Below are 24,601 nucleotides of genomic sequence, written 5' to 3' on the forward strand. Positions count from 1 at the left end.
GCGATGCTTAACCTCGCCCAACCCACACAAGGGTCAAAAACCGTATTATCATTTTTTTACTACGGCCTGGCGCCCGACCGGTGCCAGCTTCCCGGCTGCGCCGCCCATGAGGTGGCGCACCGCCCGTCCGCACGGAGGCAATATGCAAGACTTGTCGCAAGCTGCACTGTTTTCGCTGATCGGCAACACCCCCATGGTGGAGGTCACCCGCATGGACACGGGCCCCTGCCGCCTGTTCCTCAAGCTGGAATCCCAGAACCCCGGCGGCTCCATCAAGGACCGCGTCGGCCGCGCCATGATCGAGGCGGCGGAACGCGACGGCCGCCTGCAACCCGGCGGCACCGTCGTCGAGGCCACGGCGGGCAACACGGGCCTCGGCCTCGCGCTCGTCGCCCGGATCAAGGGCTACCGCGTCGTGCTCGTCGTGCCCGACAAGATGGCGTCCGAAAAGATCCTGCACCTGAAAGCCCTCGGCGCCGAGATCCACCTGACCCGCTCCGACGTCGGCAAGGGTCACCCCGAGTACTACCAGGACTACGCGGCGCGGCTCGCGCGCGAGATCCCCGGCGCCTGGTTCGCCGACCAGTTCAACAATCCCGCCAACCCGGCCGCGCACGAAACCACCACCGCGCCCGAGATCTGGGACCAGATGCGCCACGAGCTGGACGCCATCGTCGTGGGCGTCGGCTCGTCCGGCACGTTGACGGGCCTGTCGCGCTTTTTCGCGCGCGTGCAGCCGGACCTGGAATTCGTGCTGGCCGATCCGCAGGGCTCGATCCTGGCCGATTACGTCAAGACCGGCAAGGTCAGCGACGTCTCCGGCTCCTGGGCCGTCGAGGGCATCGGCGAGGACTTCATCCCGTCCATCGCCGACATGTCGCGCGTGAAGACGGCCTACTCCATCAGCGACGAGGAAAGCTTCAACACGGCGCGCGAACTGCTGCGCCAGGAAGGCATCCTGGCTGGTTCGTCGACGGGCACCCTGCTCGCGGCCGCGCTGCGTTACTGCCGCGCGCAAACGACGCCCAAGCGCGTCGTGACCTTCGTCTGCGACACGGGCACGCGCTATCTCACCAAGGTGTACAGCGACGGCTGGATGGTCGACCAGGGCCTGCTGCACCGTCCCCGCACGGGCGACCTGCGCGACCTGATCGGCCGCCGCTTCGACGACGGGGAAGTCATCACCGTGTCGCCGACCGACACCCTGCTCACTGCCTTCAACCGCATGCGCAGCGCCGACCTCGCGCAGATGCCCGTCGTCGACAAGGGCAAGCTCGTCGGCCTGATCGACGAGTCCGACCTGCTGCTGCACGTGACGAGCGACCGGGAACACTTCAAGGCACCGGTCTCCGGCACGATGACGTCCGACCTGCAGACCCTGGCGCCGTCCGCCGGCATGCAGCAGCTGCGCGACATCCTCGACCGGGGCCTCACCGCCGTCATCGTCGACGGCGACCGGTTCTATGGGCTGATCACCCGCTTCGACCTTCTCAACCATCTGCGCAGGACACTCACGTGAGCCACCAAGACGACAACCACCAACGCCACATCGCCACGCGCGTCATCCACGGCGGCCAGGCGCCCGACCCCACGACGGGCGCCGTGATGCCGCCCATTTACGCGACGTCGACCTTTGCCCAGGAAAGCCCGGGCGTGCACAAGGGCCTGGACTACGGCCGCTCGCACAACCCGACGCGCTGGGCGCTGGAGCGGTGCGTGGCAGACATCGAAAGCGGCGGCGCCGCCTACGCGTTCGCGTCCGGCCTCGCGGCCATCGCGGCGGTACTCGAACTGCTGCCGGCCGGCTCGCACATCGTCGCCGGCGACGACATGTATGGCGGCACCTACCGGCTGTTCGAGCGCGTGCGCCGCGTAAGCAGCGGCCACGAGTTCACGTACGTCGACCTGACCGACCCGCTCGCGCTCGCGAACGCGCTGCGCCCGGAAACGAAGATGGTATGGGTCGAGACGCCGACGAACCCGATGCTCAAGCTGGCCGACCTGCACGCGATCGCGCAGCTGTGCCGCGAGCGCGGCGTGATGACGGTGTGCGACAACACGTTCGCGAGCCCCATCAACCAGCGCCCGCTGGAACTGGGCATCGACATCGTCGTGCACTCGACGACGAAGTACATGAACGGCCACTCGGACGTCATCGGCGGCATTGCCGTCGTAGGCGGCCATGCGCACCAGCAGGCATGGCGCGAACGCCTCGGCTTCATCCAGAACGCCGTCGGTGCGATCCAGGGCCCGTTCGACAGTTTTCTCGTACTTCGCGGAATCAAGACGCTGGCCTTGCGCGTGGAACGCAGCAACAGCAACGCGCTCGACCTGGCGCAGTGGCTGCAGGGCCAGGCCAGGGTGCGCCACGTCTACTACCCGGGCCTGGCGTCGCACCCGCAGCATGAACTGGCGCGGCGCCAGATGCACGGCTACGGCGGCATCATCTCCATCGACCTCGACACCGACATCGCCGGCGCGCGCCGCTTCCTGGAGCAGTGCGAGATCTTCACGCTGGCCGAGAGCCTCGGCGGCGTCGAGAGCCTGATCGAGCATCCGGCCATCATGACGCATGCGACCATTCCGGCGGATCAGCGGGCGAGGCTGGGGATTGGGGATGGGTTGATCCGGTTGTCGGTCGGGATCGAGCATGTGGAGGACCAGCGGACGGACCTGGCGCGGGCACTGGCCGCTATCTGAAAAACCGTCGCCCCCGCGCAGGCGGGAAGCCGATTTGCACGCTACTCGACAGCGCAATTTGAAAAACCGTCGCCCCCGCGCAGGCGGGGGCCCAATTTGCGCGCTACTCGACAGCGCAATCCGAAAAAACGTCGCCCCGCGCAGGCGGGGGCCAATTTGCACGCTACTCGACAGCGCAATCCGAAAAAACGTCGCCCCCGCGCAGGCGGGGGCCCAATTTGCACGCTACTCGACAGCGCAGGCAGGACTTGGGTCCCTGCCTTCGCAGGGACGACGTCGATCAGTGTCGCGGGTTACCTAAGCGTACGCCGGTACTGGCAACGCCAGTCCCCGCTCGTCCTCGCTCTCGTCAACGAACACGTGACGTGCGACCTCGTTGCCGCGCACCCGGAACGTCGACACCACATCCGTCAACTCCTCCGCCTGCGCCCGCATCGTGGCCGCGGCAGCCGCCGCCTGCTCCACCATTGCCGCATTCTGCTGCGTCGCCTCGTCCATCTCGGCGATGACGCCGCGCACGCGCGCGATGCCGGCCGCCTGCTCGGAGCTGGCGCCGTCGATCGCGTGCAGCAGATCGGCCACCTGCTGCACGCGGTCGAGGATCTCGCGCATCGTGTCGCCCGCCGCGCTGGCGATGCCGGCGCCGGACGCGATGGCGAGCGTCGACTCGCCGATCAGGTTCTTGATTTCTTTCGCCGCCGATGCGGAATGCTGGGCCAGGTTACGGACTTCGCCCGCGACGACCGCAAAACCGCGGCCCTGCTCGCCCGCGCGCGCCGCTTCGACGGCCGCGTTCAGCGCGAGGATGTTCGTCTGGAACGCGATCCCGTCGATCATCGCCGTGATGTCGCCGATGCGGGCAGCCGACTGGCGGATCGTTTCCATGCGCTCGACCATCTGCCCGACGGCGCCGGCACCGTCCTTGGCGACACCCGATGCGGCCAACGCGAGCCCGTTCGCGTCGTGGGCGTTGACGTGGTTCTGTTCGACCGCCTCGGTCAGGTCGGCCATCGCCTGCACGGTCGCATGCAGGCTGCGCGCCTGGGCTTCCGTGCGGTGCGAGAGGTCGCTATTACCGGCCGCGATCTCGGCCGACGCGCCGTCGATCATGCGGGCGCTGTCCAGCACTTTCACGACCGTGGCCGACACGCCGTCCGTCATGTGGTTCAGTGCATCGAACAGGCGCCCGATCTCGTCGCCGCGCGCATGCTCGATGGTGGCGGACAGGTCGCCCGTCGCGACGCGCTCTGCCAGCACGACGGCATCCTGCAGCGGCGTCACGATGCTGCGCGTGAGCAGCCAGCCGGCGGCGCAGCCGACCAGCAGCGCGGCCAGGCCGAACGCGGGCAGCAGGACGCGGCTGAGGGCGAACGCCTGTGCGGACGTGGCCGCCAGCGCGTGCGCCTCGCGGGTCTGCCATGCGAGCAGCGCGTCGAGAGCTTGCGTGTAAGCGTCGAAGGTCGTGGCCAGCTCGCCGGACGCCAGTTGCTCGACCTCCTGCGTCTTGCCGAAGTCCTTCGCCTGGAACACCTGCTTGCGAACGTACACGTAGGCCGCCTTGCGCTGTGCGACGGCGTCGATCAGGGCGCGCTCGTCCGGCACGGCCGGCAGCGCGCCCAGCTTCGCCTCGAGCGCGGCCGCGTTCTTTTCGCCCTGCTGGAGCATGGCCTGGAAGTAGTCGCCCGCCTCCAGGCTGTCGCTGCGGGCGATGGCCACGGCGCGCACGCCGTTCAGGCGCGTGACGCCCAGCAGCTCGGCCGTCAGCTGTTGCCGTGCGAGCTTGTTATTGACGAGGTCGTTCGTGATGGCGTCGGCGGCATGCATGCGCCACAGCGCGACGAGGGAAATGATGACGATGGCAAGGGACACCACGGCAAAGGCGCCGATGATCTTGGTGCCGGTGGAGAGCTGTGCGAGTCGCATGGGCTATGTCCGGAAGGGAGGGATGCGACCGATGATACAAATGCCGTATGACAACAAAATGACGATGTGTGACACCCATGCATTCTTTTGTGACATGGGCATGACGAAAAAAAAGCCCGCACGAGGCGGGCTTTTCATCAGAGCGATCGGTTATTCGATCTCGACGGTCTCGACGGGCTCAGGCGGCGGCGGGACGTCGCCTTCCGGGAACTCGAGGAACACGTCGTCCTTCTCGTTCAGGTCGACCGTGACACGGCCACCGTTCACGAGACGGCCGAACAGCAGTTCGTCGGCCAGCGCCTTGCGGATCATGTCCTGGATCAGGCGCGACATCGGACGGGCACCCATCAGCGGGTCGAAACCTTTCTTCGCGAGGAACTTGCGCAGCTTCTCGGTGAAGACGGCTTCCACCTTCTTCTCGTGCAGCTGCTCTTCCAGCTGCATCAGGAACTTGTCCACGACGCGCAGGATGATGTCCTCGTCCAGCGCGCGGAAGCTGATGATCGCATCCAGGCGGTTGCGGAACTCAGGCGTGAACATGCGCTTGATGTCGGCCATCTCGTCGCCCTGCGCCTTCGAATCCACGAAGCCCACCGAACGCTTGGTCAGGCTTTCCGCACCTGCATTCGTGGTCATGATGATGATCACGTTGCGGAAGTCCGCCTTGCGGCCGTTGTTGTCGGTCAAGGTGCCATGGTCCATCACCTGCAGCAGGATGTTGAAGATGTCCGGATGGGCCTTCTCGATCTCGTCCAGCAGCAGCACCGCATGCGGCTTCTTGGTGATGGCCTCGGTCAGCAGGCCGCCCTGGTCGAAGCCGACGTAGCCCGGCGGCGCACCGATCAGGCGCGATACGGCGTGACGCTCCATATATTCCGACATGTCGAAACGCACCAGCTCGATGCCGAGGATGAACGCCAGCTGCTTCGCGACTTCCGTCTTGCCGACGCCGGTGGGACCGGAGAACAGGAACGAACCGATCGGCTTGTCCTGCTTGCCGAGGCCGGCGCGGGCCATCTTGATCGCGGCCGACAACGCTTCGATGGCCGGGTCTTGCCCGAACACGACGTTGCGCAGGTCGCGGTCGATGGTCTGCAGCTTGCTGCGGTCGTCCTGGTTGACGGTCTGCGGAGGAATCCGCGCGATCTTCGCGATGATGTCCTCGATCTCGGTCTTGCCGATGGTCTTCTTCTGCTTCGACTTCGGCAGCACGCGCTGGGCCGCACCCGCTTCGTCGATCACGTCGATCGCCTTGTCCGGCAGATGACGGTCATTGATGAAGCGAGCAGCGAGCTCGGCCGCGGTCGACAGCGCCGACGCCGAATACTTCACGCCATGGTGCTCTTCGAAGCGCGACTTGAGGCCGCGCAGGATCTGCACGGTCTGCTCGACCGACGGCTCGTTCACGTCCACTTTCTGGAAGCGGCGGCTCAATGCGTGATCCTTCTCGAACACGCCGCGGAATTCCGTGAACGTGGTCGCGCCGATGCACTTCAGCTGGCCGTTCGCGAGGGCCGGCTTGAGCAGGTTCGACGCGTCGAGCGTGCCGCCCGATGCCGAGCCGGCGCCGATGATCGTGTGGATCTCGTCGATGAACAGGATGCCGTTCGGCGTGTCCTTGAGCTGCTTCAACACTGCCTTCAGGCGTTGCTCGAAGTCGCCGCGGTACTTGGTGCCGGCCAGCAGCGCGCCCATGTCCAGCGAATACACGACGGCATTCTGCAGGATCTCGGGCACGTCTTCCTGGACGATGCGCCATGCCAGGCCTTCGGCGATCGCGGTCTTGCCGACGCCGGCCTCGCCCACGAGCAGCGGATTGTTCTTGCGGCGCCGGCACAGGATCTGGATCACGCGATCCACTTCCTCTTCGCGCCCGATCAGCGGATCGATGCGCCCGTCGGCGGCAGCCTTGTTCAGGTTCGTGGTGAACTGATCCAGCGGGCTTTCCTTGGCCTGGCCTTCGACCTGCGCTTCTTCCACGCCCTCCGACGCCTTCTGGCTGTCGATCTGCTGGTCCTTGCGCACGCCGTGCGAGATGAAATTGACCACGTCGAGACGGGTCACGCCCTGCTGGTGCAGGTAGTAAACGGCATGCGAGTCCTTCTCGCCGAAGATCGCCACGAGCACGTTCGCACCGGTGACTTCCTTCTTGCCGTTCGACGCCGACTGGACGTGCATGATCGCGCGCTGGATCACGCGCTGGAAGCCCAGCGTCGGTTGGGTGTCGACTTCGCCGGTACCCGGCACGGTCGGAGTGTTATCGCCGATGAAATTCGTCAAGGTCTTACGCAGGTCTTCGATATTGACCGCGCACGCACGCAGGACTTCAGCGGCCGACGGGTTGTCGAGCAACGCCAGCAGCAGGTGTTCGACCGTGATGAACTCGTGCCGAGCCTGCCGCGCTTCGACAAAGGCCATGTGTAGAGATACTTCCAATTCCTGCGCAATCATACTTCCTCCATCACGCACTGCAGGGGATGGCCTGCCTTGCGCGCATGCGTTAATACAAACTCCACTTTGGTACACGCTATATCTTTGGAAAACACGCCGCACACCCCTTTACCATGGCGGTGTACAGAAAGCATGATCTGCGTCGCCGTCTCGCGATCCTTGTTGAAGTACTCCTGGATGATGGCGACCACGAACTCCATCGGCGTGTAGTCGTCATTGAGCAACGCCACCTGATACAAGGGAGGTGGCTTGACTGTCTGCCGCTCCAGCAGCTGTTCGGTATCGTGCTTGGTTGCCATAGGGGTATTCTAAATTGCTTTCGATCTTCGTGTGTGCGGAAACTAACGCTCAAGGTAATCCCATTTGCTTTCCATCTTACGCGTTTTCCAGTTGGAGCGCAGATGGCGGTTCCATTGCGAAAATCAAGAGCTTGATTTTCAGCCACTATGTCATTTTTTACAACGCGTGTTCAAAACCGCTTGACTTACGAGATTCTTGCGCCAACAATGCAGTTATTGACATGTACTTATGTACTTGTTGATAAGAAGTGAGCAGGCTGAGGAGGGGGCAAGAAGCTTCTTGCTTTTATGGCTCGTGTGATTTGTTTTTAATCGAAGGTTATTTTATGGCAACAGGTACTGTTAAGTGGTTCAATGATTCCAAAGGTTTTGGCTTCATCACCCCTGATGACGGCGGCGAAGATTTGTTCGCGCACTTCTCCGCGATCAATATGAACGGTTTTAAGACCCTCAAAGAAGGTCAAAAAGTCCAATTCGAAGTCACGCAAGGCCCGAAAGGCAAGCAAGCTTCTAACATCGTCGGCGCGTAAGCACCCTCCGGAAGCAAAGAACCCCGCTTCGGCGGGGTTTTTTTTGGCCCGCCGCCACGCATCATCCCTCTCCTGCAAACAAAAAAGCCCCGTACGCATACGGGGCTTGATCTGCGTCAATAAGACTGCGCTTACATATTCTCGATCATTACGTCGCCGAAGCCCGAGCACGACACCTGCGTCGCCCCTTCCATCAGGCGCGCGAAGTCGTAGGTGACGCGCTTGGACGCGATCGCCTTTTCCATCGAGCTGATGATGAGGTCGGCCGCTTCCGTCCAGCCCATGTGGCGCAGCATCATCTCGGCCGACAGGATCAGCGAACCCGGGTTCACGTAATCCTTGCCCGCGTACTTGGGCGCCGTGCCGTGCGTTGCTTCGAACATCGCGACGGAATCGGACATGTTGGCGCCCGGCGCGATGCCGATGCCGCCGACCTGGGCCGCCAGCGCGTCCGAGACGTAGTCGCCGTTCAGGTTCAGGGTGGCGATGACGCTGTACTCGGCCGGACGCAGCAGGATCTGCTGCAGGAAGGCGTCCGCGATCGAATCCTTGACGACGATGTCCTTGCCCGTGCGCGGATTCTTGAACTTGCACCACGGGCCGCCGTCGACCAGCTCGGCCCCGAATTCGCGTTGCGCCAGCGCATAGCCCCAGTCGCGGAAGCCGCCTTCCGTGTACTTCATGATATTGCCCTTGTGGACAATGGTGACAGACGGCTTGTCGTTGTCGATCGCGTACTGGAGCGCCTTGCGCACGAGGCGTTCCGTACCTTCGCGCGACACCGGCTTGATGCCGATCGCGGAGGTTTCCGGGAAGCGGATCTTGCGCACGCCCATCTCGCGGGTCAGGAATTCGATGACCTTCTTCGCCTCGGCCGACTCGGCGGCCCATTCGATGCCCGCATAGATGTCTTCCGAGTTCTCGCGGAAGATCACCATGTCCGTCTTGTGCGGCTCGCGCAGCGGCGACGGCACGCCATTGAAGTAGCGCACGGGACGCAGGCAGACGTACAGGTCGAGTTCCTGGCGCAGCGCCACGTTCAGCGAGCGGATGCCGCCGCCGACCGGCGTCGTCAGCGGGCCCTTGATCGACACGACATACTCGCGCACGCAGTCCAGCGTTTCGGTCGGCAGCCAGACGTCCGGGCCATACACCTGCGTCGACTTCTCGCCGGCAAACACTTCCATCCACGCGATCTTGCGCTGGCCGCCGTATGCCTTTGCGACGGCCGCGTCGACGACCTTCAGCATCACCGGGGTGATGTCGACGCCGGTGCCATCGCCTTCGATATAGGGGATGACCGGCTGATCGGGGACGCTCAGCGAGAAGTCCGCGTTGACGGTAATCTTTTGACCATCGGTAGGTACTTTGATATGTTGATACATCATGTTCTCCGAAGTGGGCACGCGGCGGCGGCGGACCGCCAGGACTGCGATCTCCATTAGAATAGTGGGCTGGCCGTCGTCTTGTCTAAGACGCAACACTGACACAACATTATGCACCAGTATTGATCGCGACGGGCCAGAGGCTCGCTATTTTGCTCCAAAATCCATCCTTCATGTCCCTCATCCTGTTCAATAAACCCTTCCAGGTGCTGTGCCAGTTCTCGCGCGAAGACGAGCGCGCAACCCTCGCCGACTACCTCGACATCCCGAACATCTACCCCGCCGGCCGGCTCGACGCCGACAGCGAAGGCCTGATGCTGCTGACGGACGACGGCCGCCTGCAGCACCAGATCGCTCATCCGGACCACAAGGAAGCGAAGACTTATCTAGTGCAACTGGAGGGAGTCGCCGACCGCGCCACCCTCGACCGCCTGCAGGCCCCGATCGACCTGGGTGACTTCGTCACGAAACCGTGCCGCGCCACGCTGATCGCGGCGCCGGAATGGCTGTGGCCGCGCAACCCGCCCATCCGCGTGCGCCAGGACAAGCCGACCAGCTGGATCGCGATCACGCTCGAAGAGGGGAAAAATCGCCAGGTGCGCCGGATGACGGCCGCCGTCGGCCTGCCCACATTGCGTCTCGTGCGCTCGAGCATCGGGCCGTTTTCGCTGGCGACGCATCCGCTGATGCCCGGCGAGTGGATGGAAGTGCCGGCTGCCGCCGTGGGCGGCAAAAGCTGACACGCTTGAGGCAGATCAACCTTTCCAAACGTTAATGTAGAACGGGCAGAAAACTGTCAACCGGCAATTCCGAGGCACCGTTAAGGGGACAGATTCACCGTTGTGGATCACCTTCTTCTTTAAAGGAACTCGAAATGTCCAAACTGATCGCTGGCCTGGTTGCTTCCCTGTTCGCCGTTTCCGCTTTCGCCGCCACCCAGGCCGCGGCACCGGCAGCTGCCGCTCCGGCTGCATCGACCACGGCCGAGCAGCCCGCCGCTCCCGCAAAGAAAATGAAGAAACACCACAAGAAGGCCAAGAAGGCCGCAGCAGCGGACGCAGCCGCTCCGGCCGAGTCGGCAGCGAAGTAAGCGCCCCGCCGCACATCCAGGCAGCCTGCGGGCTGCCTTTTTTTACGCTCAAATTCGGGGTCAGAGCACATTAACCATAAAATTCGGGGTCAGAGCACTTTTGAGAACAATGTTCTAACAGAACGAAGCCCTGCGGAGCGCGGCCCGGTGAGATGGACAGGGCGCGACTGCGCCACCTGCCCCGGCCATGCTTGATGCTCGGATGACATGTCGCCGAAATGTGCTCTGACCCCGAATTTCGAGAAAAATGTGCTCTGACCCCGAATTTACACACAGGGTTCCAGGCAACAAAAAACCCGCCGGACTTGCGTCGGGGCGGGCTCTTCAACCATGCACAGCGCAGCCGAGGCCGCGCGGGCGTTGCTGTCGGGTGTATTAAGCCGACAGGGCCTTGATGGCGGCAGCCAGGCGGCTCTTGTGGCGAGCGGCCTTGTTCTTGTGGATGATTTTCTTGTCAGCGATGCTGTCGATGGCCGACACGGACTGCTGGAAGATTTGCGAAGCAGCGGCCTTGTCGCCAGCCTGGATGGCCTTTTTGACGGCCTTGATTGCGGTACGCAGGGTCGAGCGCTGAGCCGAGTTGTGTGCGTTTTGCTTGACTGCTTGACGAGCGCGCTTGCGCGCCTGTGCGGTATTTGCCATGGAATTTCCTAATCGGGGTCAAGTTGCGTTTGCAAACATTCAAACCGGCCCATTCCAGTGCCTGCCAAACGAGTGTCTGCTAACAGAATTCAATACAGCCCTCGATTATAGCGAAGGTTTCATCGAAGGGCAAATCCTGGTTCGTTTTTGTGCAATAGCCCAGCTATAATCGCGGGCTATGAACCTACTCAAGACCCTGGCAGCCATCTCGAGCATGACGATGCTGTCCCGTATCACCGGCCTATTGCGCGACTCCCTGTTTGCCCGCGCGTTCGGCGCCAGCGATTATACCGACGCCTTCAACATCGCCTTCCGCCTGCCCAACCTGCTGCGCCGCCTGTTCGGCGAAGGCGCGTTCTCGCAGGCGTTCGTGCCGATCCTGGCCGAGTACAAGAGCCAGAAAGGCGATGCCGCCACCCGCACCCTCGTCGACCACGTCGCCAATACGCTCGTGTGGGCGACGCTCGCGACGAGCGTCGTCGGCATCATCGGCGCGCCCATCGTCCTGTACGTCATCGCCAGCGGCCTCGAAGGCCCCGCGTTCGACGCCGGCGTCGTGATGACCCGGCTGATGTTCCCGTACATCCTGTGCATGTCGTTCGTCGTGCTGGCCGGCGCCGTGCTGAATACCTGGCGCGAATTCAAGATCCCCGCGTTCACGCCCGTGCTGTGGAACCTGTCGTCGATCTTCTTCTCGCTGTTCATGGTGAAGTATTTCGACGTGCCGATCTATTCGATGGCGGTGGCCGTGATGGTCGGCGGCGTGCTGCAGGTCGGCATCCAGATCCCCGCGCTGAAGCGCATCGGCATGCTGCCGCGCCTGTCGATCAATCCGTTCGCCGGCCTGTCCGACCCGGGCGTGCGCCGCATCCTCAAGAAGATGGGCCCGGCCGTGTTCGCCGTGTCGGCCGCGCAGATCAGCCTGCTCATCAACACCAACATCGCGTCGCGCCTGGGCGCCGGCAGCGTCTCCGTGCTGCAATACGCCGACCGCTTGATGGAATTCCCGACCGGCATGCTGGGCGTCGCGCTGGGCACGGTGCTGCTGCCCAGCCTGTCGAAGGCGAATGCGGACGGCGACCCCGCCGAATACTCGGCCCTGCTCGACTGGGGCCTGCGGTTGACGTTCCTGCTCGCGCTGCCCGCCGCCGTCGGTCTCGCCACGCTGGCCGAACCGCTGATCGCCACGCTGTTCAACTACGGCGCGTTCAACGCGCGCGCCGTCACCGCCGCCACGGCGCCGCTGATGGCCTATGCGGCCGGCCTGCTCGGCATCATCCTCGTCAAGATCCTCGCCCCGGCCTTCTATGCGCGCCAGGACATCCGCACGCCGGTCAAGATCGCCGTCGGCGTCCTCATCGCCACCCAGCTGATGAACCTCGTGTTCGTGCCGGTACTGGGCGTGGCGGGCCTCGCGCTGTCGATCGGCCTCGGTGCGTGCATCAACGCGAGCTTCCTGTTCACGGGCCTGCGCCGGCGCGCGATCTACGTGCCGCATGCGGGCTGGCTGGCGTTCTTCCTGAAAGTCGTCGTGGCCGTCGCGCTGATGGGCGCCGTGGCCTGGTTCAGCCAGGCGCAGCTCGACTGGGCCGCGCTGCGCGCCCATCCCCTGCTGCGCGCGGGCGCCCTGTTCCTCATCATTGGAGCCTCCGCCGCCGTGTATTTCGCCGTGCTGCTGGCGCTGGGCTTCCGGCCGCGCCACTTCATGCGCCGCGCTAAGTAGCCGGGACGGGCTGGGGGCCCTCCGCGGGCTCGCCCTCTTTCTCTTCCTTCTCCGGCGGCGCATCGGCACCCGGCGCCTGCTCGGCCGGCGCGGGCGGCGTCGCGTCCCGCTCGGGAAACAGCGACGGCTGCTGCGGCGGCGTGCCCGCGGGCGGGTCCTGGAACAGCGACGGCTGGCCGGGCATTTGCGGTTTGCCCTGCGCGAGGACCTGCCCCTGCATCAGCGCCTGTCCGGTCGCCGCGAACTTCCAGTCCGACACGTGCTGCTTGTTCTCGAAACCGGAAAAGCGCTTGTCGAAATTCGCCACTTTCAGCGGCTTCGCCTTCGACAGGCTGTACACGGCCAGCACGCCGCGCCGGTCGCCGGGATTGGCCCACACGATGCCCCACTCGGCCTTGCCCGTCAGCGGGTCGACGAAGATCTTGCGCAGATGCCGGCGCACGCCGGGAAAACGCGGATCCTTCAGCAGTTCCTGCAGCGACGGCGGCTGCGCCGGCTGGCCCTTCGGCGTCGCTTCGGCATACGTGCGCAGCGCCTCGCCGAACGCGGCGCCGATGTCCAGCAGTTCTTCCTCGGCGGCCGCGCGCCGCAGCAGCGCGTCGACCTTCAGCGTGGCCGCGCCCACGAGGCCGATCACGGTCACGAGGATGATGAGGCCGAGGTAAGTAAAACCGCCCTCGCGCCGCGGCGTCCTACCATTCCGCATACGGCTTGCCGTTGCGGCCCGTGCCCGGCGCGCCGCTGTGGATGTCGTGGATGCCGCCCTTGTCGCCATCCTCGGGCGGGACGACCGTCCAGGCCGAGTCGCTGTCCGCGATCGGATCGAACGGCAGCGCCGGCAGGTATTTTTTCTCGACGAGCTGCTGCAGCGAATCCGGATAACGCCCCGTGTCCTCGTAAAACTGGTCGATGACGGCGCGCGTGTTGCGCAGGTTCTCGGCGAGGATGGTCTCCTTGGTGCTGTCGACCTTCGGGAAGAAACGCGGCGCCGCGAGCGTGAGCAGCAGCGCCACGATGCCCAGCACCACCAGCAGTTCGATCAGGGTAAAACCCCGTTGTCGTTCGACGTTCATGTCTTCACCAGCGGTCGTAGGGGATGCCGTTCAGCCCGACCCTGCCCGAGGTCGAGTAGACGTCGTACACGTCGTCGCCCTCTTTCGGCTCGTCCGGCTCGCTGGCGTAGCTGCGCTTGCCCCACGTCTCGGCATCCTTCAGGTCGGGATCGCCGTTGAACGGGTCGCGCGGCAGGCGGCGCAGAAAAAAGATCTTCGCCTTCTTCGGGCTGCGCTGGTCCGGCACGCCCTCGACGAGCACTTCCAGCTTCGGCGGATAACCGCTGGCGCCGGCCTGGCGGGCCACGCGGCCTTCGTCGCCGGCCTTCTTGTACGCGTCCAGGGCGGCGCGGATCTCGCGCAGCGCCACGCGCAATTGCTGTTCGTGGCGGCGCTGCAGCGCGATCTGCGCGGTCGGCACCACCAACGTGCCGAGCAGCGCCAGGATCGCGAGCGTGACGAGCAGCTCGATCAGGGTGAAGCCGCGCTGGCGCCGGGTGCTCATCTCACGCTTACTTCTGGTTCGGGAACGCGGCCTGCGACGCCGGCACGCGGTTGGCGGCCGGCTGCACGGGCGTGACCTCCGGCTGCGGCAGCGGCGTGATGTCGATCGCCGGCGCGGACGGCAGTTCCGACGGCGAGCTGGAGGCCGGCGCGGGCGGCAGCGTGCCGGTCCTGCCGACGCTGGTGGCCGGCACCATGCCGGTTTCGCCAATCACGGGCAACGGCGCCGGCGGCTGCGGTTGCGACTGCGCGGCGGGCGGCTGCACGGCGCCGGCGGGCGGCGCCGGCGGGCGCGCGGGCGCAGCGGCCGGCGCCGCGCGCGCACCCTGCGCCGGAATCTGCACCGGCGTGCGCACGTTCGTGTCGGGACGGCGCCGGAAGCTGGATTCCGTGCCGGCGCTGAATTCGGAGCTCGATGCCGGCGGGCGCTGCAGGGTGCGGATCAGGTGCGGCGTGATCGACAGCACGACCTCGGTCTTGTTGCGCGTGTCCTGCTGGCTGCCGAACAACCGGCCCAGTATCGGCAGGTCGCCGATACCCGGCAGCTTCGTGCTGCTGGAGCGGTCTTCGTTCTTGATCAGGCCCGCCAGCACCTGGTTCTCGCCATCCTTCAGCTGCAGCATCGTGGACGCCGAGCGCGTGCCGATGCGGTACGCCGTCGTGCCGCCCTTCGTCGTGACCGTGTCGACCAGGTTGCTGACTTCCAGCGAGATGCGGATGCCCACCTCGTTGTTCAGGTAGATCGTCGGCTCGACGTCCAGCTTCAGGCCCACGTCGACGTAGTTCACGGACTCGGACGCGAAGCCGCCCACGCCCGACGAGATGGTCGTCGTGATGGTCGGCAGCTTGTCGCCGATGACGACCTTGGCCTTTTCCTTGTTGCGCACGCGGATGCGGGGCGCGGCCAGGGTGTCGGAGTCGCCGTCCGTCTTGCTGGCGGTGATCGAACCGGCGATACCGGTCACGCCGATCGTCGTGCTGTCCAGGTGGTGCAGCTGGTCGATCGTGATCGCGCCGCCGGCCGCCGACGTCAGCGGCGCGAACGCCAGGCTCGTGGGCCAGTCGATGCCCAGGTCGAGCAGGCGGTTACGCTGCACTTCCAGCACCTCGACGTCCAGCATCACCTCGGCCTCCGGCACGTCCTGCAGCGCCACGAGCTGCGACGCCAGCTTCACGGCTTCCGGCGTGTCGCGCAGGATCACGAGGTTGAGCTTCTCGTCCACGACGACGTCCTTCGATTTCAGGATCGTCTTGAGCGTGTTGCCGATGGACTTCGCGTCCGCATTGGCCAGGTAGAAGGTCTTCACCGTCATCTCCTGGTATTCCTTCTGCTTGGCCGCGATGTTCGGGTAGATCAGGATCGTGTTGCCGTCCATGACCTGGCGCTCCAGCTGGTTCGTCATCAGGAGGTAGTACACGGCCGCTTCCACCGTGCTGTTCTTCAGGAAGACCGACGCGCGCTGGTCCGTCTTGACGTCCTTGTCGAACAGGAAGTTCAGGCCCGAGTGACGCGCGATGACTTCGAAGATCTGCTTGATCGGGGCGTCGCGGAATTCCAGGTTGATGGGCGTGCGGAACGCGGCCGCCAGCGCCGCCTCGGGCGAATTCGCCGCGATCTTTTCGTTCACCTCGGCCAGCAACTGGCGCGCCGGTTCGTGCGTCGGGCGCTCCGTCAGGATGGCGGTCAGCTTGGTTTTCGCCGCGTCGTAATCCTTGCGGTCCAGCGCGGCGCGCGCTTCGCCCATCAACACGCCGTGGCGGCGGTCGGCATCCACCTGGCGCAGGCCGGCGCGGGCGCGGTCGTTGAGCGGATCGATCGCCAGCACGCGCCGGTAGTCCGCCACGGCCAGGTCGACCTTGCCGTCGGCCAGTTCACGGTCGGCCTGCGGCAGCAGGCGGTTCGTGGCGGCGTCGCGGGCGCGCAGGTACGCGGACTTGTACTGGACGTTGGCCGGATCGGCGGCCAACGCTTCCTGGTACTTGGTGAGCCCGGCCTCGACCTTGTCCTGGGCCACGAGCTCGTTCCCTTCGCGGTAGGCCATTTGGGCCGCGCAGCCGGACAGCAGGATGGCGAGCAGCGCCGGGAGCAGGCGCCGGGCCAGAGTTGGGCGAGCGATCAATCGAATACTCCAATATTGAGCTGCTGAACCTGGTTCAGCGGGAGGTAGGTCAGGGTCAGGACCGGCGGCGCGATGGACTCGACGCGGTACGTCCCGTCGATCACGGCACCCTTGTCGCGCACGACGTACGTGCGGTCGCCGCGCGCCAGGTAGACTTCCCAGGCGCCGTCGCCGACGGACTTGCCGATGAAGGTGAACGGCAGCGGCGGCGCGGTGGGCGGCGGTGGCGGCGGCGCGGGTTGCGGCGGCGGCGGCGGCGGGGGCGGCGGCGTCCAGTCCTGGCGCCCGAACGGACCGGCGCCGTTCTGCCCCTGGCCGAACGCGGCGTCGCCGTCCCCGATCAGCGTGTCGCGCGGCACCAGCGCGAGGATCTGCTGTCCCGCGGGCGCATCGCCGGCCCTGGCCGCCGGCACGACGGACACCGGTGCCGGCGCGGCCGTGCGCACGAGCGCCGCCTTCGCGACGGGACGCTCGGCCGGCTCGGCGATGTCGCCTTCCGGCGACCGGTCGCCGAACGTGGCCAGCAGCGCGGCGCCGACGAGGGCCAGCGCGAGGATCGCGTGGCGCGGCTTGATGTCGGCCTTCTTCATGACGGATCCGTCCCGTCGCGCAGGTACAAGGTCAGCTTCAGGCGCGCGTCCACCGTCGCGTCGCCGATGGCGTCGCGGTGGAAGGTGATCTCGTCCAGCGAAGCGAACGGAATCGTGCGCAGCGCCGCCATCGCGAACTGCCAGATCGCCGCGTAGCTTCCTTTCACCGGCAGGTTGACCTGGTACGTGTACACCTTCGCGTTGCGGTCATAGCCAGGCTTGTACTCGCCCTGGCGCAGCACGAGGCCCGACTTGGTCGCGAGGCCGAACAGCGTCTTGACCTGCTGCTCGGCGCTGCCGCGCACGCCCAGTGCGCCGTAGAAGGCGGCGAGGTTGTCCGGGGCCTGCACGGGCACGGGTGCCGGCGCGGATGCAGGTGCGGGCGCGGGGGCTGCCTGCGCCTGCTGTTTCGCCTGCGCTGCGCGTGCTTCCTGCGCCCGTTCCATCGCCCACACGGCATGCAGCGTCCACGCCAGCGCGCCCGCCATCACGAACACGAGGATGCCGGTCGCCGCCACGAGCGGATTCGCGCGCAGCAGCATCAGGCGCAGGCGCAGCAGCGGCGACGTCAAGGTCGTCTTCATCGCGCGGACCTCCACTGCGCATCGATCTGGAAGCGGATCGGCCGGTTCGCGTCCTGTTCGTTGATCTCGTGGCGCGCCAGCAGGACGGTCGTGAACCACTCGACGCGCTGCAGCGCCTCGACGTAGGCGATCATGTCGTCGCTGCTCTTCGCTTCCGCCGTGATGCGCACGCTGCTCTTCCTGGCGTCCGGTTCCAGCGCCAGCAGCGCGATGGTGGCGGGCGTCGCCGCCTGGACGGCGTCGTGCAGGCCGCGCCACGGGAGGTTCAGCTGCTGCACGGACGCGTTCACGGCACCGGCCTGCGCGGGCGGCACCGTGCGCGCGGGCGCGGGGACGGGTGCGCGCGCGACGGCGCGTGCCTGCGCCTGCGCGACCTGCGCCGTCCGCTCTGCTTCCAGGCGCTGCAGGCTGCGGTATTGCGCGACAGTGCTCGCGAGCGGCCCCGCCAGTGCCAGAGCGGCAAGCAACAGGCTCCACGTCCCGCGCGGCGCGCGGTGCCACGTGCGCGCGAGGCTGGGCGGCGCGAAATCGATGCGGACCTTCTTCATGGCGCCCTCCCCGTCAGCGCGAGCCGCGCGCAATCGGGCCACAGCGGATCGGTTTCGTCCTCGAACAGCGTGCAGGCGAATTTCAGCCGGCCCGCGCTGCTCGCCCAGCCCTTCGGCGCCGGGCCGCAGATCTGCAGGCGCTCCGGCCGCGACAGGCCCACGCGCAGGGCCTCGCGCGCCACGTGGCCCTCGAGCCAGTCGCGGTCCGCGCCCGCGGGAATCGGCGCGGTGCGCACGGCCGCGAGCAGGTCGCCGTCGAACGCGGCAACACTCAACACGCCGCCGTGCACGACGCCGAACCACGCGCCCGCGCGGCGCACGCGGCGGTGCTGGTTCAACGCGGCGACGAATTGCGGCACGATCTCGACCAGCCTGAAACGCTGGGAGATTGCGGCCGTCGTCAGTTGTTCGAGCAGGGACAACGGCACCGCGGCCGCGAGGAACGGGCGCGCGGCATCCCAGTCCGCGCTGATGCGCCACCCGGACACGCCGGCACCGAACAGCGCCTGGTAGCGCAGCATGGCCGCCGCTTCCAGGTCGGCCAGGCGCGTCGCGCCTTGCGGCGGCGTCACCTGCCACAGGCGCGCGAGGTCGTCGGCCAGCACGACCGTCACCGGCAGGCCGGCCACGTCATGCTCGCCCAGCAGCATGCCCAGCGCCGCGCCGAGCGACACCGGATCGGCGCCCGTCGCCGCCACCTGGCCGAGCAGGCGCGCGCGCTCGTGCGGCCAGATGCTGGTGCGCACGAGCGCCAGCGCGTCCGGCGCGATGCCGATGCGCAGCGACTGGCCGAAGCTCGACTTGAAACCATTAAGCATGCAGCGTGACCCTCCGGATTTCCTCGATGGTGGTGGCCCCGCGTTTCACGAGATCCAGCGCCGCGAGACGCAGGCTGCGCGTGCCGTTGGCGGCGGCGGCGGCCTTGATGCGACGGATCGGCTGCTTGTCGACGATCAGCTCGCGGATTTCGTCGTTCAAGGTCAGGATCTCGGCGATCGAGCGGCGGCCCTTGTAGCCGGTGCCGCGGCAATCGCCGCACCCCAGGCCGTGCATGAATTGATAGTCGTGCACGTCGGCGCGCGTCAGGTGCGCGGACGCCAGTTCGTCGTCGGAAGGCGTGTACTGGACCATGCAGCGCGGGCAGTTCATGCGGATCAGGCGCTGGGCCCAGATACCGTTCAGCGCCGACACGAACGCGTACGGGTCGATGCCCATGTGCGTGAAGCGGCCGAACACGTCGAACACGTTGTTGGCGTGGACCGTCGTCAGCACGAGGTGGCCCGTCAGCGCCGACTGCACCGCGATCTCCGCCGTCTCGCGGTCGCGGATCTCGCCGACCATGATCTTGTCCGGGTCGTGGCGCAGGATCGAGCGCAGGCCCTTCGCGAACGACAGCCCCTTCTTTTCATTGACGGGAATCTGCAGGATGCCCGGCAGCTGGTATTCGACGGGGTCCTCGATCGTGATGATCTTTTCGCGGCCGTTGTGGATCTCGGTCAGCGCCGCGTACAAGGTCGTCGTCTTGCCGGAGCCCGTCGGTCCCGTCACGAGCAGCATGCCGTACGCCTCCTGCGCGAGCATGCGCAGCGTCGCCAGCGACGGCGCGTCGAAGCCCAGCGCTTCCAGCGTGAGCGAGCCGTAGGCTTCGATCATCGCGCGCTTGTCGAGGATACGGATGACGGCATCCTCGCCGTGGATGCTGGGCATGATCGACACGCGCAGGTCGATCTCGCGCCCGGCCGACTCGACGCGGAAGCTGCCGTCCTGCGGGATGCGGCGCTCGGCGATGTCCAGCTCCGCCAGCACCTTCAAACGCGAGATGATGTGCTCAGCCAGCTCGATGCCGCCGACGGACGTGGCGTGATCCAGCACGCCGTCCACGCGGTATTTCACGGCGAGTCCGCCCGCGGTGCTCTCCAGGTGGATGTCGGAGGCGCCGGCCTTCAAGGCGTCGTACAAGGTCGAGTTCACGAGCTTGACGGCGGGGCTCGCGGCTTCCGACACGGACGCGAACGACAGCACCGTCGCGCTCTTGCCGTCGCGGCGCCCCTCCCCGCTGTCGCCGACGAGCGTGTCGACGGCGCGCGCGGATTCCTCGTGCTTGCCGAGATAGGCCTGGATGTCCGATTGCAGCGCGAGGCGCAGGTGCAGCGGAGACGCCGCCGTCGCGCCGGCCTGCGCCTGCAGCCACGTCTGCAGGTCGAGGTCGAACGGATCCGCGATCACGCCCGTCAGGTGTTTCGCATCGTCGCGCAGCAGCACGCAGTGGCGCGCGAGCGCCTGCGCCAGCGGCAGCAGGTCGAACGCGGGCTGCTGGCCGAACATCTCCGGCGTTTCCATCGTCGACAGGCCGAAGGGCTCGGCCAGCAGGCGCACGATCTCGCGCGGCTCCAGGCCCGACAGGCCCTGCAGCTCTTCAACGAGGGAACGGCGCGATTGCCGGCTCTGCGCGCGCGCGCGCGCCAGCAATGCGGCATCCAGGGAGGCGAGCGGCGCGTTCACGACATGTCTCCGGCGAGGTCGAAAATGGGCATGTACAACAGGACGACGATGGCGCCGACGACGAGGCCGATGGCCGCCATCAGCAGGGGTTCGAAAGTACGGGTGAAACGGTCGATCCAGCGGCCGATCTCGCCGTCGTAGAACGCGGCCGAACGCGTGAGCATCGTGCCCATCGAGCCCGTGCGCTCGCCCACGCGCAGCATGCGCAGCGAGATCGGCGTCGTCAGGCCGTTCGCCTCGAACGCGTCGGACATCGGCCGTCCCGCCTCGATCGCGGCGCGCGCCGCTTTCAGGCCGCCGGCGATACCGGGCGATACCATGCCCTGCACGGTGTCGATCGCGTTCACGAGCGTGATGCCGCCTTCGTTGAGCATGCCCAGCGTGAGGTACAGGCGCGAAAGTTCATAGATGCGGGCGCGCTCGCCGATGCCGGGCAGCGTGGCCAGCAGGCGCGCGGCGCCGCCCTGTTTCAGGGCACGCCGGATCGCCCAGGCGGCCAATGCGACGAAGGCGGCGAAGCCGATGAAGAGTCCCCCCGCATGCCGGCCCGCGAACTGGCCCCAGTCCAGCATCAGGCGCGACATCCACGGCAGGTTGCGGCCCGCGCCCTGGTACACCTCGGCGAAGCGCGGCACGACGTACGACATCAGAAAAATGCTCACGCCGCCGCCCACGAGCAGCAGGATCGCAGGGTAGATGGACGCGCTGACGACCTTGGCCCGCACGGTGTCGATGCGCTGCTGGTATTCGATATAGCGTTCGAGCGCGCGCGGCAGGTCGCTGGTCCCCTCGGCCGCGCGCACGATGCCCACGTAGAGCGGCGGGAACAGCGCGGGCTGCGCGGCCATCACGGCCGACAGCCGCTTGCCTTCGCGCAGGCCGGCCAGCAGCCGTTCCAGCACGCTGCGCGTGGCGGGGCTGGTTTCCTTTTCCAGCAGCGCTTCCAGGCCTTCGACGATGCCCAGGCCCGCCGTCAGCAGCGCGAGCAGCTCCTGGCTGAACAGCACGAGCGACAGCTTGCCGCCGCGCTGGCGGCGCAGCAGCGGCGCCTGCACGGGTTCGATCGCGCTGACGAACAGCCCGCGCGCCTCGACCTGGCGGCGCGCGTCCGCCTCGTCGAGGGCGTCGACGAGCACGCTGGCGATGCGCATGTCGGGCGCAAGGGTGCGAACCGCGAACTGCATGGGAGCGACAGGCGGGAGGCGTTATTGAGAGCTGAGGTCGGCGTTCTCGCCTTCGCCGCCCGGCTGGCCGTCCTTGCCGAGCGAGAGTATTTCATACTCGCCCTTCGTGCCGGGCGCGCGGTACTGGTAGGCGTGGCCCCACGGATCGAGCGGGACACCCTTCTTCAGGTACGGACCGTTCCACTTGCCGGACGCCGTCGACGGCGCCGTGAGCAGCGCGGCCAGGCCCTCCTCCGTCGTCGGATAGCGGCCGACGTCGAGGCGGTACGTGTCCAGCGATTTTTCGAACGCTTCGATCTGGGCCTTGGCGACCGTGACCTCGGATTTGCCCAATTGGGAGAAATATTTCGGGCCGACGTAAGCCGCCAGCAAACCGATGATAACGATAACTACCAAGAGTTCAAGCAGGGTAAAACCAGCCTGGCGGACCCGCGCGGCGGTGTCCTGGTTCTGCACACGATACATCCAACCGACTCCTCTATTGCTTTAGTGTAAAGCCTTGCGTGAAGGCTACCATGGCCCCGTCATGGCGACAAATCATTTTCCCGCATCGATCGTCGGTGGAATTCGCGAACGGATTTCTTGTTCGCAAAATTTTAACCGCGTTCTGCTTGCCTGAACACTGTTACAGCAATCGTCCTCCCATCCCTGGGGTCGGGGATGACGGACTGCCTAGCATACCCCGTTATCTGTGTGAAATCCTTTATGATTTTTCGTTAATTGAAGAAAGATTTATGTGGTTTTTACGCGATTTTTCCTCTGATGCATTTAAAGTTTCTTTGAGGATATTTCCTCACATCATCGCTTATCGTCGTTTATTTCCACGCGAAAATCTTTCGAAAAGATAATATTTGCACGAAATTAACAACAAAAATATTGAGCCACGGAAAAACCGAGGTTACAGTGACGCATCGATGAGTTTTGCGTTGCCTTGAATCATGAAAATCTCCGCTTTCCGTACCGCTGTCGCCGTCACCCTCGCCACCCTGCTCGCCGCCTGCGGCAGTGGCGCCCAGATCGACCAGCCGGTCCAGACCGCCGCGATGACCGGCAGCGCCGCCCAGGTCGCCTCGGCCAACTCGCCCGCCCCGGATTGCGCGGCCGATGGCTGCCAGGGCCTGCGCATCATCGACGCGAACGCCGAAGCCTACCGCTACGAAGCCATGCGCCGCGCCGCCGCCGACGCACCGCAGTCCTGATCACGCTCCAGCAGCCGTAAATCCATGCAGCGCGCCAGCGCATGCGCCCGGTTGTTGACGCCGAGCGTGCGGTAAATCCGCTGCAAATGGTTCTTGACGGTCAGCGCACTGATCCCCAGCAACCTCCCCACCTCGTCATTGCTCTTCCCCGCCCGCAGCCAGCCGATGATTTCGGTCTCGCGCGCGGAGAGCGCACGTGCCGGCGCCCCGTCCACGGCCGTCCGCGCCACCGGCAGCCGTCCCAGCGCCAGGTGCAGGTGCGGCAGCAGCAGCTCCAGGAAATACGCGTGACGCGCCGTCGGCCGCGCCGCCAGGCCGAACATTAAAAACACGCTGCCCCCGGCGCTCGTCGGCCCCGTGCCATGCGCAAGGACGTTGTCGAACCCCAGCCGCAGGATCTCGTCGCCCAGGCCGTCCGGCGCCTCGTGCGCGTCGATCGCCGCTGCCAGCCGTCCAGCGCGCGCGATGCGCAGCGCCAGATCGGTCAACGCCTGCTGCGCCCCCGGCGCCAGCACGGTGCCGTGCAGGCATTCCACCCGCGCCAGCGCGCCGCCATGGCCGAATTGCAGGCACACGAGCACCCGGTGCGGCAGCAACGCCTGCACCTGGCCCTGGGTCCACAGGAAGAACTGGTGCGGGCCGGCCACGCGCAGGCCGGACTCGATGGCGCACAGCAGGTATTCCTGCTCCTGGCGGCTGAGGATGACGACGGGGTCCACGGTCAGGCGACGAAGCGGTAGCCGGTGCCGCGCACCGTTTCGATATGCTCCTGGTGACCGCTCGGCTGCAGCGCGTGGCGCAGGCGGCCCACGTGGGCGTCGACGGTGCGCTCCTCCAGCACGGCGTGCCGGCCCCAGACCTTGTCCAGCAATTGCGAGCGGGTGTGCACCCGCTCCGGATGGTGCATGAGGAAGTTTAGTAAACGGAATTCGACGGGCCCCAGCGCGATGGGGCTCGCCCCGGCCACCACGCGCTGCGTGTACGGATCGAGGTGCAGGCCCGCCATCTGTACGGCGTCGACGGACGCATGCGGCGCACGCCGGCGCAGCACGGCCTGCATGCGGGCCAGCAGTTCGCGCGGGTTGAACGGTTTCGTCAGGTAGTCGTCGGCCCCGGCCTCCAGCGCGAGGATCTTGTCGTGCTCCCCTGCGCGCGCGGACACCATGATGATGGCGATCCCGCGCGTGCGCGCCTGCGCGTGCAGGCGCCGGATCAGCGCTTCGCCCGACTGGCCGGGCAGGTCCCATTCCAGCAGCAGCATGTCGGGGACGGCATCGTCGAGCAGGACGAGCGCCGACTCGGCGTCCGCGCACAGGCGGACGTCGTGGCCGGCACGGGTCAGGTTCAGTTCCAGCAGCTGGCGGACGGCCGGGTCGGGGTCCACCACGAGGACATGTGCGCGCATATAAGATCCTTGTCTCGGCGACAACAGGAACGAATATGCACTAAGCAAAGTCCGATGAACAATATGATTTCTATCTGGAATTCATATGTTTAGCGAATAAATCAACACCCCGTCGTTCCCGCGAAGGCGGGATAGCGCCACTGGCGCTATCCCGCCCAATTTTGCATACG

The 24,601-nt window shown here is 66.1% G+C and carries 25 protein-coding genes; 7 read left to right on the plus strand and 18 right to left on the minus strand.

Features of this window, described 5'->3' with window-relative positions; all coding sequences use genetic code 11:
• The first annotated feature begins 142 nt into the window (after nucleotides 1-142).
• Entirely contained in the window at nucleotides 143-1,519 is a 1,377-nt protein-coding gene (locus tag ACEN9H_RS21755) for a pyridoxal-phosphate dependent enzyme (RefSeq protein WP_413672044.1), read from the plus strand.
• On the plus strand, nucleotides 1,516-2,700 hold the full coding sequence (locus ACEN9H_RS21760) for a trans-sulfuration enzyme family protein (RefSeq protein ID WP_413672045.1): 1,185 nt from the start codon (nucleotides 1,516-1,518) through the stop codon (nucleotides 2,698-2,700). Before ACEN9H_RS21755 ends, ACEN9H_RS21760 begins: the two co-directional genes overlap by 4 nt.
• A 297-nt stretch (nucleotides 2,701-2,997) precedes the next feature.
• Here ACEN9H_RS21760 and ACEN9H_RS21765 read toward each other — a convergent pair whose 3' ends face one another.
• The 3 genes from ACEN9H_RS21765 to clpS form a co-directional block, all read right to left on the minus strand.
• Entirely contained in the window at nucleotides 2,998-4,623 is a 1,626-nt protein-coding gene (locus tag ACEN9H_RS21765; protein WP_413672046.1) for a methyl-accepting chemotaxis protein, read from the minus strand.
• Nucleotides 4,624-4,773: 150 nt separating this feature from the next.
• Nucleotides 4,774-7,074, minus strand: coding sequence for an ATP-dependent Clp protease ATP-binding subunit ClpA (gene clpA, locus ACEN9H_RS21770; protein WP_056127106.1), 2,301 nt, complete (start codon nucleotides 7,072-7,074; stop codon nucleotides 4,774-4,776).
• The gene (clpS, locus tag ACEN9H_RS21775; RefSeq protein ID WP_027864722.1) at nucleotides 7,071-7,373 is read right to left on the minus strand and encodes an ATP-dependent Clp protease adapter ClpS; all 303 of its coding nucleotides are present in this window, start codon (nucleotides 7,371-7,373) and stop codon (nucleotides 7,071-7,073) included. Before clpS ends, clpA begins: the two co-directional genes overlap by 4 nt.
• Nucleotides 7,374-7,699: 326 nt before the next feature.
• Here clpS and ACEN9H_RS21780 point away from each other — a divergent pair, with 326 nt between their 5' ends.
• Nucleotides 7,700-7,903, plus strand: a complete 204-nt coding sequence (locus ACEN9H_RS21780; protein WP_036165387.1) for a cold-shock protein — start codon at nucleotides 7,700-7,702, stop codon at nucleotides 7,901-7,903.
• Between the two features lie 131 nt (nucleotides 7,904-8,034).
• On the opposite strand, the gene icd is transcribed toward ACEN9H_RS21780, so the two are convergent.
• Complete coding sequence (gene icd / locus ACEN9H_RS21785; RefSeq protein ID WP_056128342.1) at nucleotides 8,035-9,288, minus strand: NADP-dependent isocitrate dehydrogenase; 1,254 nt, start codon at nucleotides 9,286-9,288, stop codon at nucleotides 8,035-8,037.
• A gap of 173 nt (nucleotides 9,289-9,461) precedes the next feature.
• Between icd and ACEN9H_RS21790 the strand changes: the two genes are divergently transcribed.
• Both ACEN9H_RS21790 and ACEN9H_RS21795 read left to right on the plus strand, forming a co-directional pair.
• Complete coding sequence (locus ACEN9H_RS21790) at nucleotides 9,462-10,028, plus strand: pseudouridine synthase (protein ID WP_056128339.1); 567 nt, start codon at nucleotides 9,462-9,464, stop codon at nucleotides 10,026-10,028.
• A 134-nt stretch (nucleotides 10,029-10,162) separates the two neighbouring features.
• On the plus strand, nucleotides 10,163-10,378 hold the full coding sequence (locus ACEN9H_RS21795) for a hypothetical protein (RefSeq protein WP_413672047.1): 216 nt from the start codon (nucleotides 10,163-10,165) through the stop codon (nucleotides 10,376-10,378).
• Between the two features lie 375 nt (nucleotides 10,379-10,753).
• On the opposite strand, the gene rpsT is transcribed toward ACEN9H_RS21795, so the two are convergent.
• Nucleotides 10,754-11,020 (minus strand): 30S ribosomal protein S20, encoded by a 267-nt coding sequence (gene rpsT, locus ACEN9H_RS21800; protein ID WP_413672048.1) that lies wholly within the window; start codon nucleotides 11,018-11,020, stop codon nucleotides 10,754-10,756.
• Between the two features lie 178 nt (nucleotides 11,021-11,198).
• On the opposite strand from rpsT, the gene murJ reads away from it, so the two are divergent.
• Nucleotides 11,199-12,743 (plus strand): murein biosynthesis integral membrane protein MurJ, encoded by a 1,545-nt coding sequence (gene murJ / locus ACEN9H_RS21805; RefSeq protein ID WP_413672049.1) that lies wholly within the window; start codon nucleotides 11,199-11,201, stop codon nucleotides 12,741-12,743.
• Here murJ and ACEN9H_RS21810 read toward each other — a convergent pair.
• From ACEN9H_RS21810 to gspG, 11 genes are read right to left on the minus strand one after another with little or no spacing between them, the layout of a single operon-like run.
• Entirely contained in the window at nucleotides 12,736-13,449 is a 714-nt protein-coding gene (locus ACEN9H_RS21810) for a type II secretion system protein (protein WP_413672050.1), read from the minus strand. The two genes, murJ and ACEN9H_RS21810, sit on opposite strands and share 8 nt — an antisense overlap.
• Nucleotides 13,436-13,816, minus strand: coding sequence for a type II secretion system protein (locus ACEN9H_RS21815; RefSeq protein ID WP_056127099.1), 381 nt, complete (start codon nucleotides 13,814-13,816; stop codon nucleotides 13,436-13,438). The genes ACEN9H_RS21810 and ACEN9H_RS21815 overlap by 14 nt, the downstream gene beginning before the upstream one ends.
• 4 nt (nucleotides 13,817-13,820) lie before the next feature.
• Entirely contained in the window at nucleotides 13,821-14,300 is a 480-nt protein-coding gene (locus tag ACEN9H_RS21820; protein ID WP_413672051.1) for a type II secretion system protein, read from the minus strand.
• Between the two features lie 7 nt (nucleotides 14,301-14,307).
• Nucleotides 14,308-16,419, minus strand: a complete 2,112-nt coding sequence (locus ACEN9H_RS21825) for a secretin N-terminal domain-containing protein (protein WP_413672052.1) — start codon at nucleotides 16,417-16,419, stop codon at nucleotides 14,308-14,310.
• Nucleotides 16,416-17,009 carry a hypothetical protein gene (locus ACEN9H_RS21830; RefSeq protein ID WP_413672053.1) on the minus strand — a complete coding sequence of 198 codons (594 nt, stop codon included), beginning with the start codon at nucleotides 17,007-17,009 and terminating at the stop codon, nucleotides 16,416-16,418. The genes ACEN9H_RS21825 and ACEN9H_RS21830 overlap by 4 nt, the downstream gene beginning before the upstream one ends.
• Entirely contained in the window at nucleotides 17,006-17,593 is a 588-nt protein-coding gene (locus tag ACEN9H_RS21835) for a hypothetical protein (RefSeq protein ID WP_413672054.1), read from the minus strand. The genes ACEN9H_RS21830 and ACEN9H_RS21835 overlap by 4 nt, the downstream gene beginning before the upstream one ends.
• On the minus strand, nucleotides 17,590-18,141 hold the full coding sequence (locus ACEN9H_RS21840) for a PilN domain-containing protein (RefSeq protein WP_413672055.1): 552 nt from the start codon (nucleotides 18,139-18,141) through the stop codon (nucleotides 17,590-17,592). Before ACEN9H_RS21840 ends, ACEN9H_RS21835 begins: the two co-directional genes overlap by 4 nt.
• Entirely contained in the window at nucleotides 18,138-18,959 is an 822-nt protein-coding gene (locus ACEN9H_RS21845) for a hypothetical protein (protein ID WP_082577445.1), read from the minus strand. The genes ACEN9H_RS21840 and ACEN9H_RS21845 overlap by 4 nt, the downstream gene beginning before the upstream one ends.
• Nucleotides 18,952-20,643, minus strand: coding sequence for a GspE/PulE family protein (locus ACEN9H_RS21850; RefSeq protein WP_413672056.1), 1,692 nt, complete (start codon nucleotides 20,641-20,643; stop codon nucleotides 18,952-18,954). Before ACEN9H_RS21850 ends, ACEN9H_RS21845 begins: the two co-directional genes overlap by 8 nt.
• Nucleotides 20,640-21,827, minus strand: coding sequence for a type II secretion system F family protein (locus ACEN9H_RS21855; RefSeq protein WP_413672057.1), 1,188 nt, complete (start codon nucleotides 21,825-21,827; stop codon nucleotides 20,640-20,642). Before ACEN9H_RS21855 ends, ACEN9H_RS21850 begins: the two co-directional genes overlap by 4 nt.
• 21 nt (nucleotides 21,828-21,848) lie before the next feature.
• Entirely contained in the window at nucleotides 21,849-22,292 is a 444-nt protein-coding gene (gspG, locus tag ACEN9H_RS21860) for a type II secretion system major pseudopilin GspG (protein WP_413672058.1), read from the minus strand.
• Between the two features lie 473 nt (nucleotides 22,293-22,765).
• On the opposite strand from gspG, the gene ACEN9H_RS21865 reads away from it, so the two are divergent.
• Complete coding sequence (locus tag ACEN9H_RS21865; RefSeq protein ID WP_056127085.1) at nucleotides 22,766-23,026, plus strand: hypothetical protein; 261 nt, start codon at nucleotides 22,766-22,768, stop codon at nucleotides 23,024-23,026.
• Here ACEN9H_RS21865 and ACEN9H_RS21870 read toward each other — a convergent pair.
• Both ACEN9H_RS21870 and ACEN9H_RS21875 read right to left on the minus strand, forming a co-directional pair.
• A complete protein-coding gene (locus ACEN9H_RS21870) occupies nucleotides 22,981-23,745 on the minus strand; it encodes a LuxR C-terminal-related transcriptional regulator (RefSeq protein WP_413672059.1) in 765 nt (254 codons plus the stop codon). The genes ACEN9H_RS21865 and ACEN9H_RS21870 overlap by 46 nt on opposite strands.
• A 2-nt stretch (nucleotides 23,746-23,747) precedes the next feature.
• Nucleotides 23,748-24,431: a winged helix-turn-helix domain-containing protein gene (locus ACEN9H_RS21875; RefSeq protein ID WP_413672060.1), complete on the minus strand. Its 684-nt coding sequence runs from the start codon at nucleotides 24,429-24,431 to the stop codon at nucleotides 23,748-23,750.
• Between the last annotated feature and the right edge of the window lie 170 nt (nucleotides 24,432-24,601).

This window comes from Massilia cellulosiltytica (genome assembly GCF_047325105.1).
GTDB classification, from domain to species: domain Bacteria; phylum Pseudomonadota; class Gammaproteobacteria; order Burkholderiales; family Burkholderiaceae_D; genus Telluria; species Telluria orientalis.

Coding starts and splice junctions, on each gene's coding strand:
- ACEN9H_RS21790 (WP_056128339.1), top strand. CDS start 9,462: ATGTCCCTCATCCTGTTCAATAAACCCTTCCAGGTGCTGTGCCAGTTC.
- clpS (WP_027864722.1), bottom strand. CDS start 7,373: ATGGCAACCAAGCACGATACCGAACAGCTGCTGGAGCGGCAGACAGTC.
- ACEN9H_RS21815 (WP_056127099.1), bottom strand. CDS start 13,816: ATGAACGTCGAACGACAACGGGGTTTTACCCTGATCGAACTGCTGGTG.
- ACEN9H_RS21820 (WP_413672051.1), bottom strand. CDS start 14,300: ATGAGCACCCGGCGCCAGCGCGGCTTCACCCTGATCGAGCTGCTCGTC.
- ACEN9H_RS21835 (WP_413672054.1), bottom strand. CDS start 17,593: ATGAAGACGACCTTGACGTCGCCGCTGCTGCGCCTGCGCCTGATGCTG.
- murJ (WP_413672049.1), top strand. CDS start 11,199: ATGAACCTACTCAAGACCCTGGCAGCCATCTCGAGCATGACGATGCTG.
- ACEN9H_RS21875 (WP_413672060.1), bottom strand. CDS start 24,431: ATGCGCGCACATGTCCTCGTGGTGGACCCCGACCCGGCCGTCCGCCAG.
- ACEN9H_RS21830 (WP_413672053.1), bottom strand. CDS start 17,009: ATGAAGAAGGCCGACATCAAGCCGCGCCACGCGATCCTCGCGCTGGCC.
- ACEN9H_RS21765 (WP_413672046.1), bottom strand. CDS start 4,623: ATGCGACTCGCACAGCTCTCCACCGGCACCAAGATCATCGGCGCCTTT.
- ACEN9H_RS21855 (WP_413672057.1), bottom strand. CDS start 21,827: ATGCAGTTCGCGGTTCGCACCCTTGCGCCCGACATGCGCATCGCCAGC.
- ACEN9H_RS21755 (WP_413672044.1), top strand. CDS start 143: ATGCAAGACTTGTCGCAAGCTGCACTGTTTTCGCTGATCGGCAACACC.
- ACEN9H_RS21840 (WP_413672055.1), bottom strand. CDS start 18,141: ATGAAGAAGGTCCGCATCGATTTCGCGCCGCCCAGCCTCGCGCGCACG.
- ACEN9H_RS21795 (WP_413672047.1), top strand. CDS start 10,163: ATGTCCAAACTGATCGCTGGCCTGGTTGCTTCCCTGTTCGCCGTTTCC.
- ACEN9H_RS21845 (WP_082577445.1), bottom strand. CDS start 18,959: ATGCTTAATGGTTTCAAGTCGAGCTTCGGCCAGTCGCTGCGCATCGGC.
- clpA (WP_056127106.1), bottom strand. CDS start 7,074: ATGATTGCGCAGGAATTGGAAGTATCTCTACACATGGCCTTTGTCGAA.
- ACEN9H_RS21865 (WP_056127085.1), top strand. CDS start 22,766: ATGAAAATCTCCGCTTTCCGTACCGCTGTCGCCGTCACCCTCGCCACC.
- icd (WP_056128342.1), bottom strand. CDS start 9,288: ATGTATCAACATATCAAAGTACCTACCGATGGTCAAAAGATTACCGTC.
- gspG (WP_413672058.1), bottom strand. CDS start 22,292: ATGTATCGTGTGCAGAACCAGGACACCGCCGCGCGGGTCCGCCAGGCT.
- ACEN9H_RS21810 (WP_413672050.1), bottom strand. CDS start 13,449: ATGCGGAATGGTAGGACGCCGCGGCGCGAGGGCGGTTTTACTTACCTC.
- rpsT (WP_413672048.1), bottom strand. CDS start 11,020: ATGGCAAATACCGCACAGGCGCGCAAGCGCGCTCGTCAAGCAGTCAAG.
- ACEN9H_RS21780 (WP_036165387.1), top strand. CDS start 7,700: ATGGCAACAGGTACTGTTAAGTGGTTCAATGATTCCAAAGGTTTTGGC.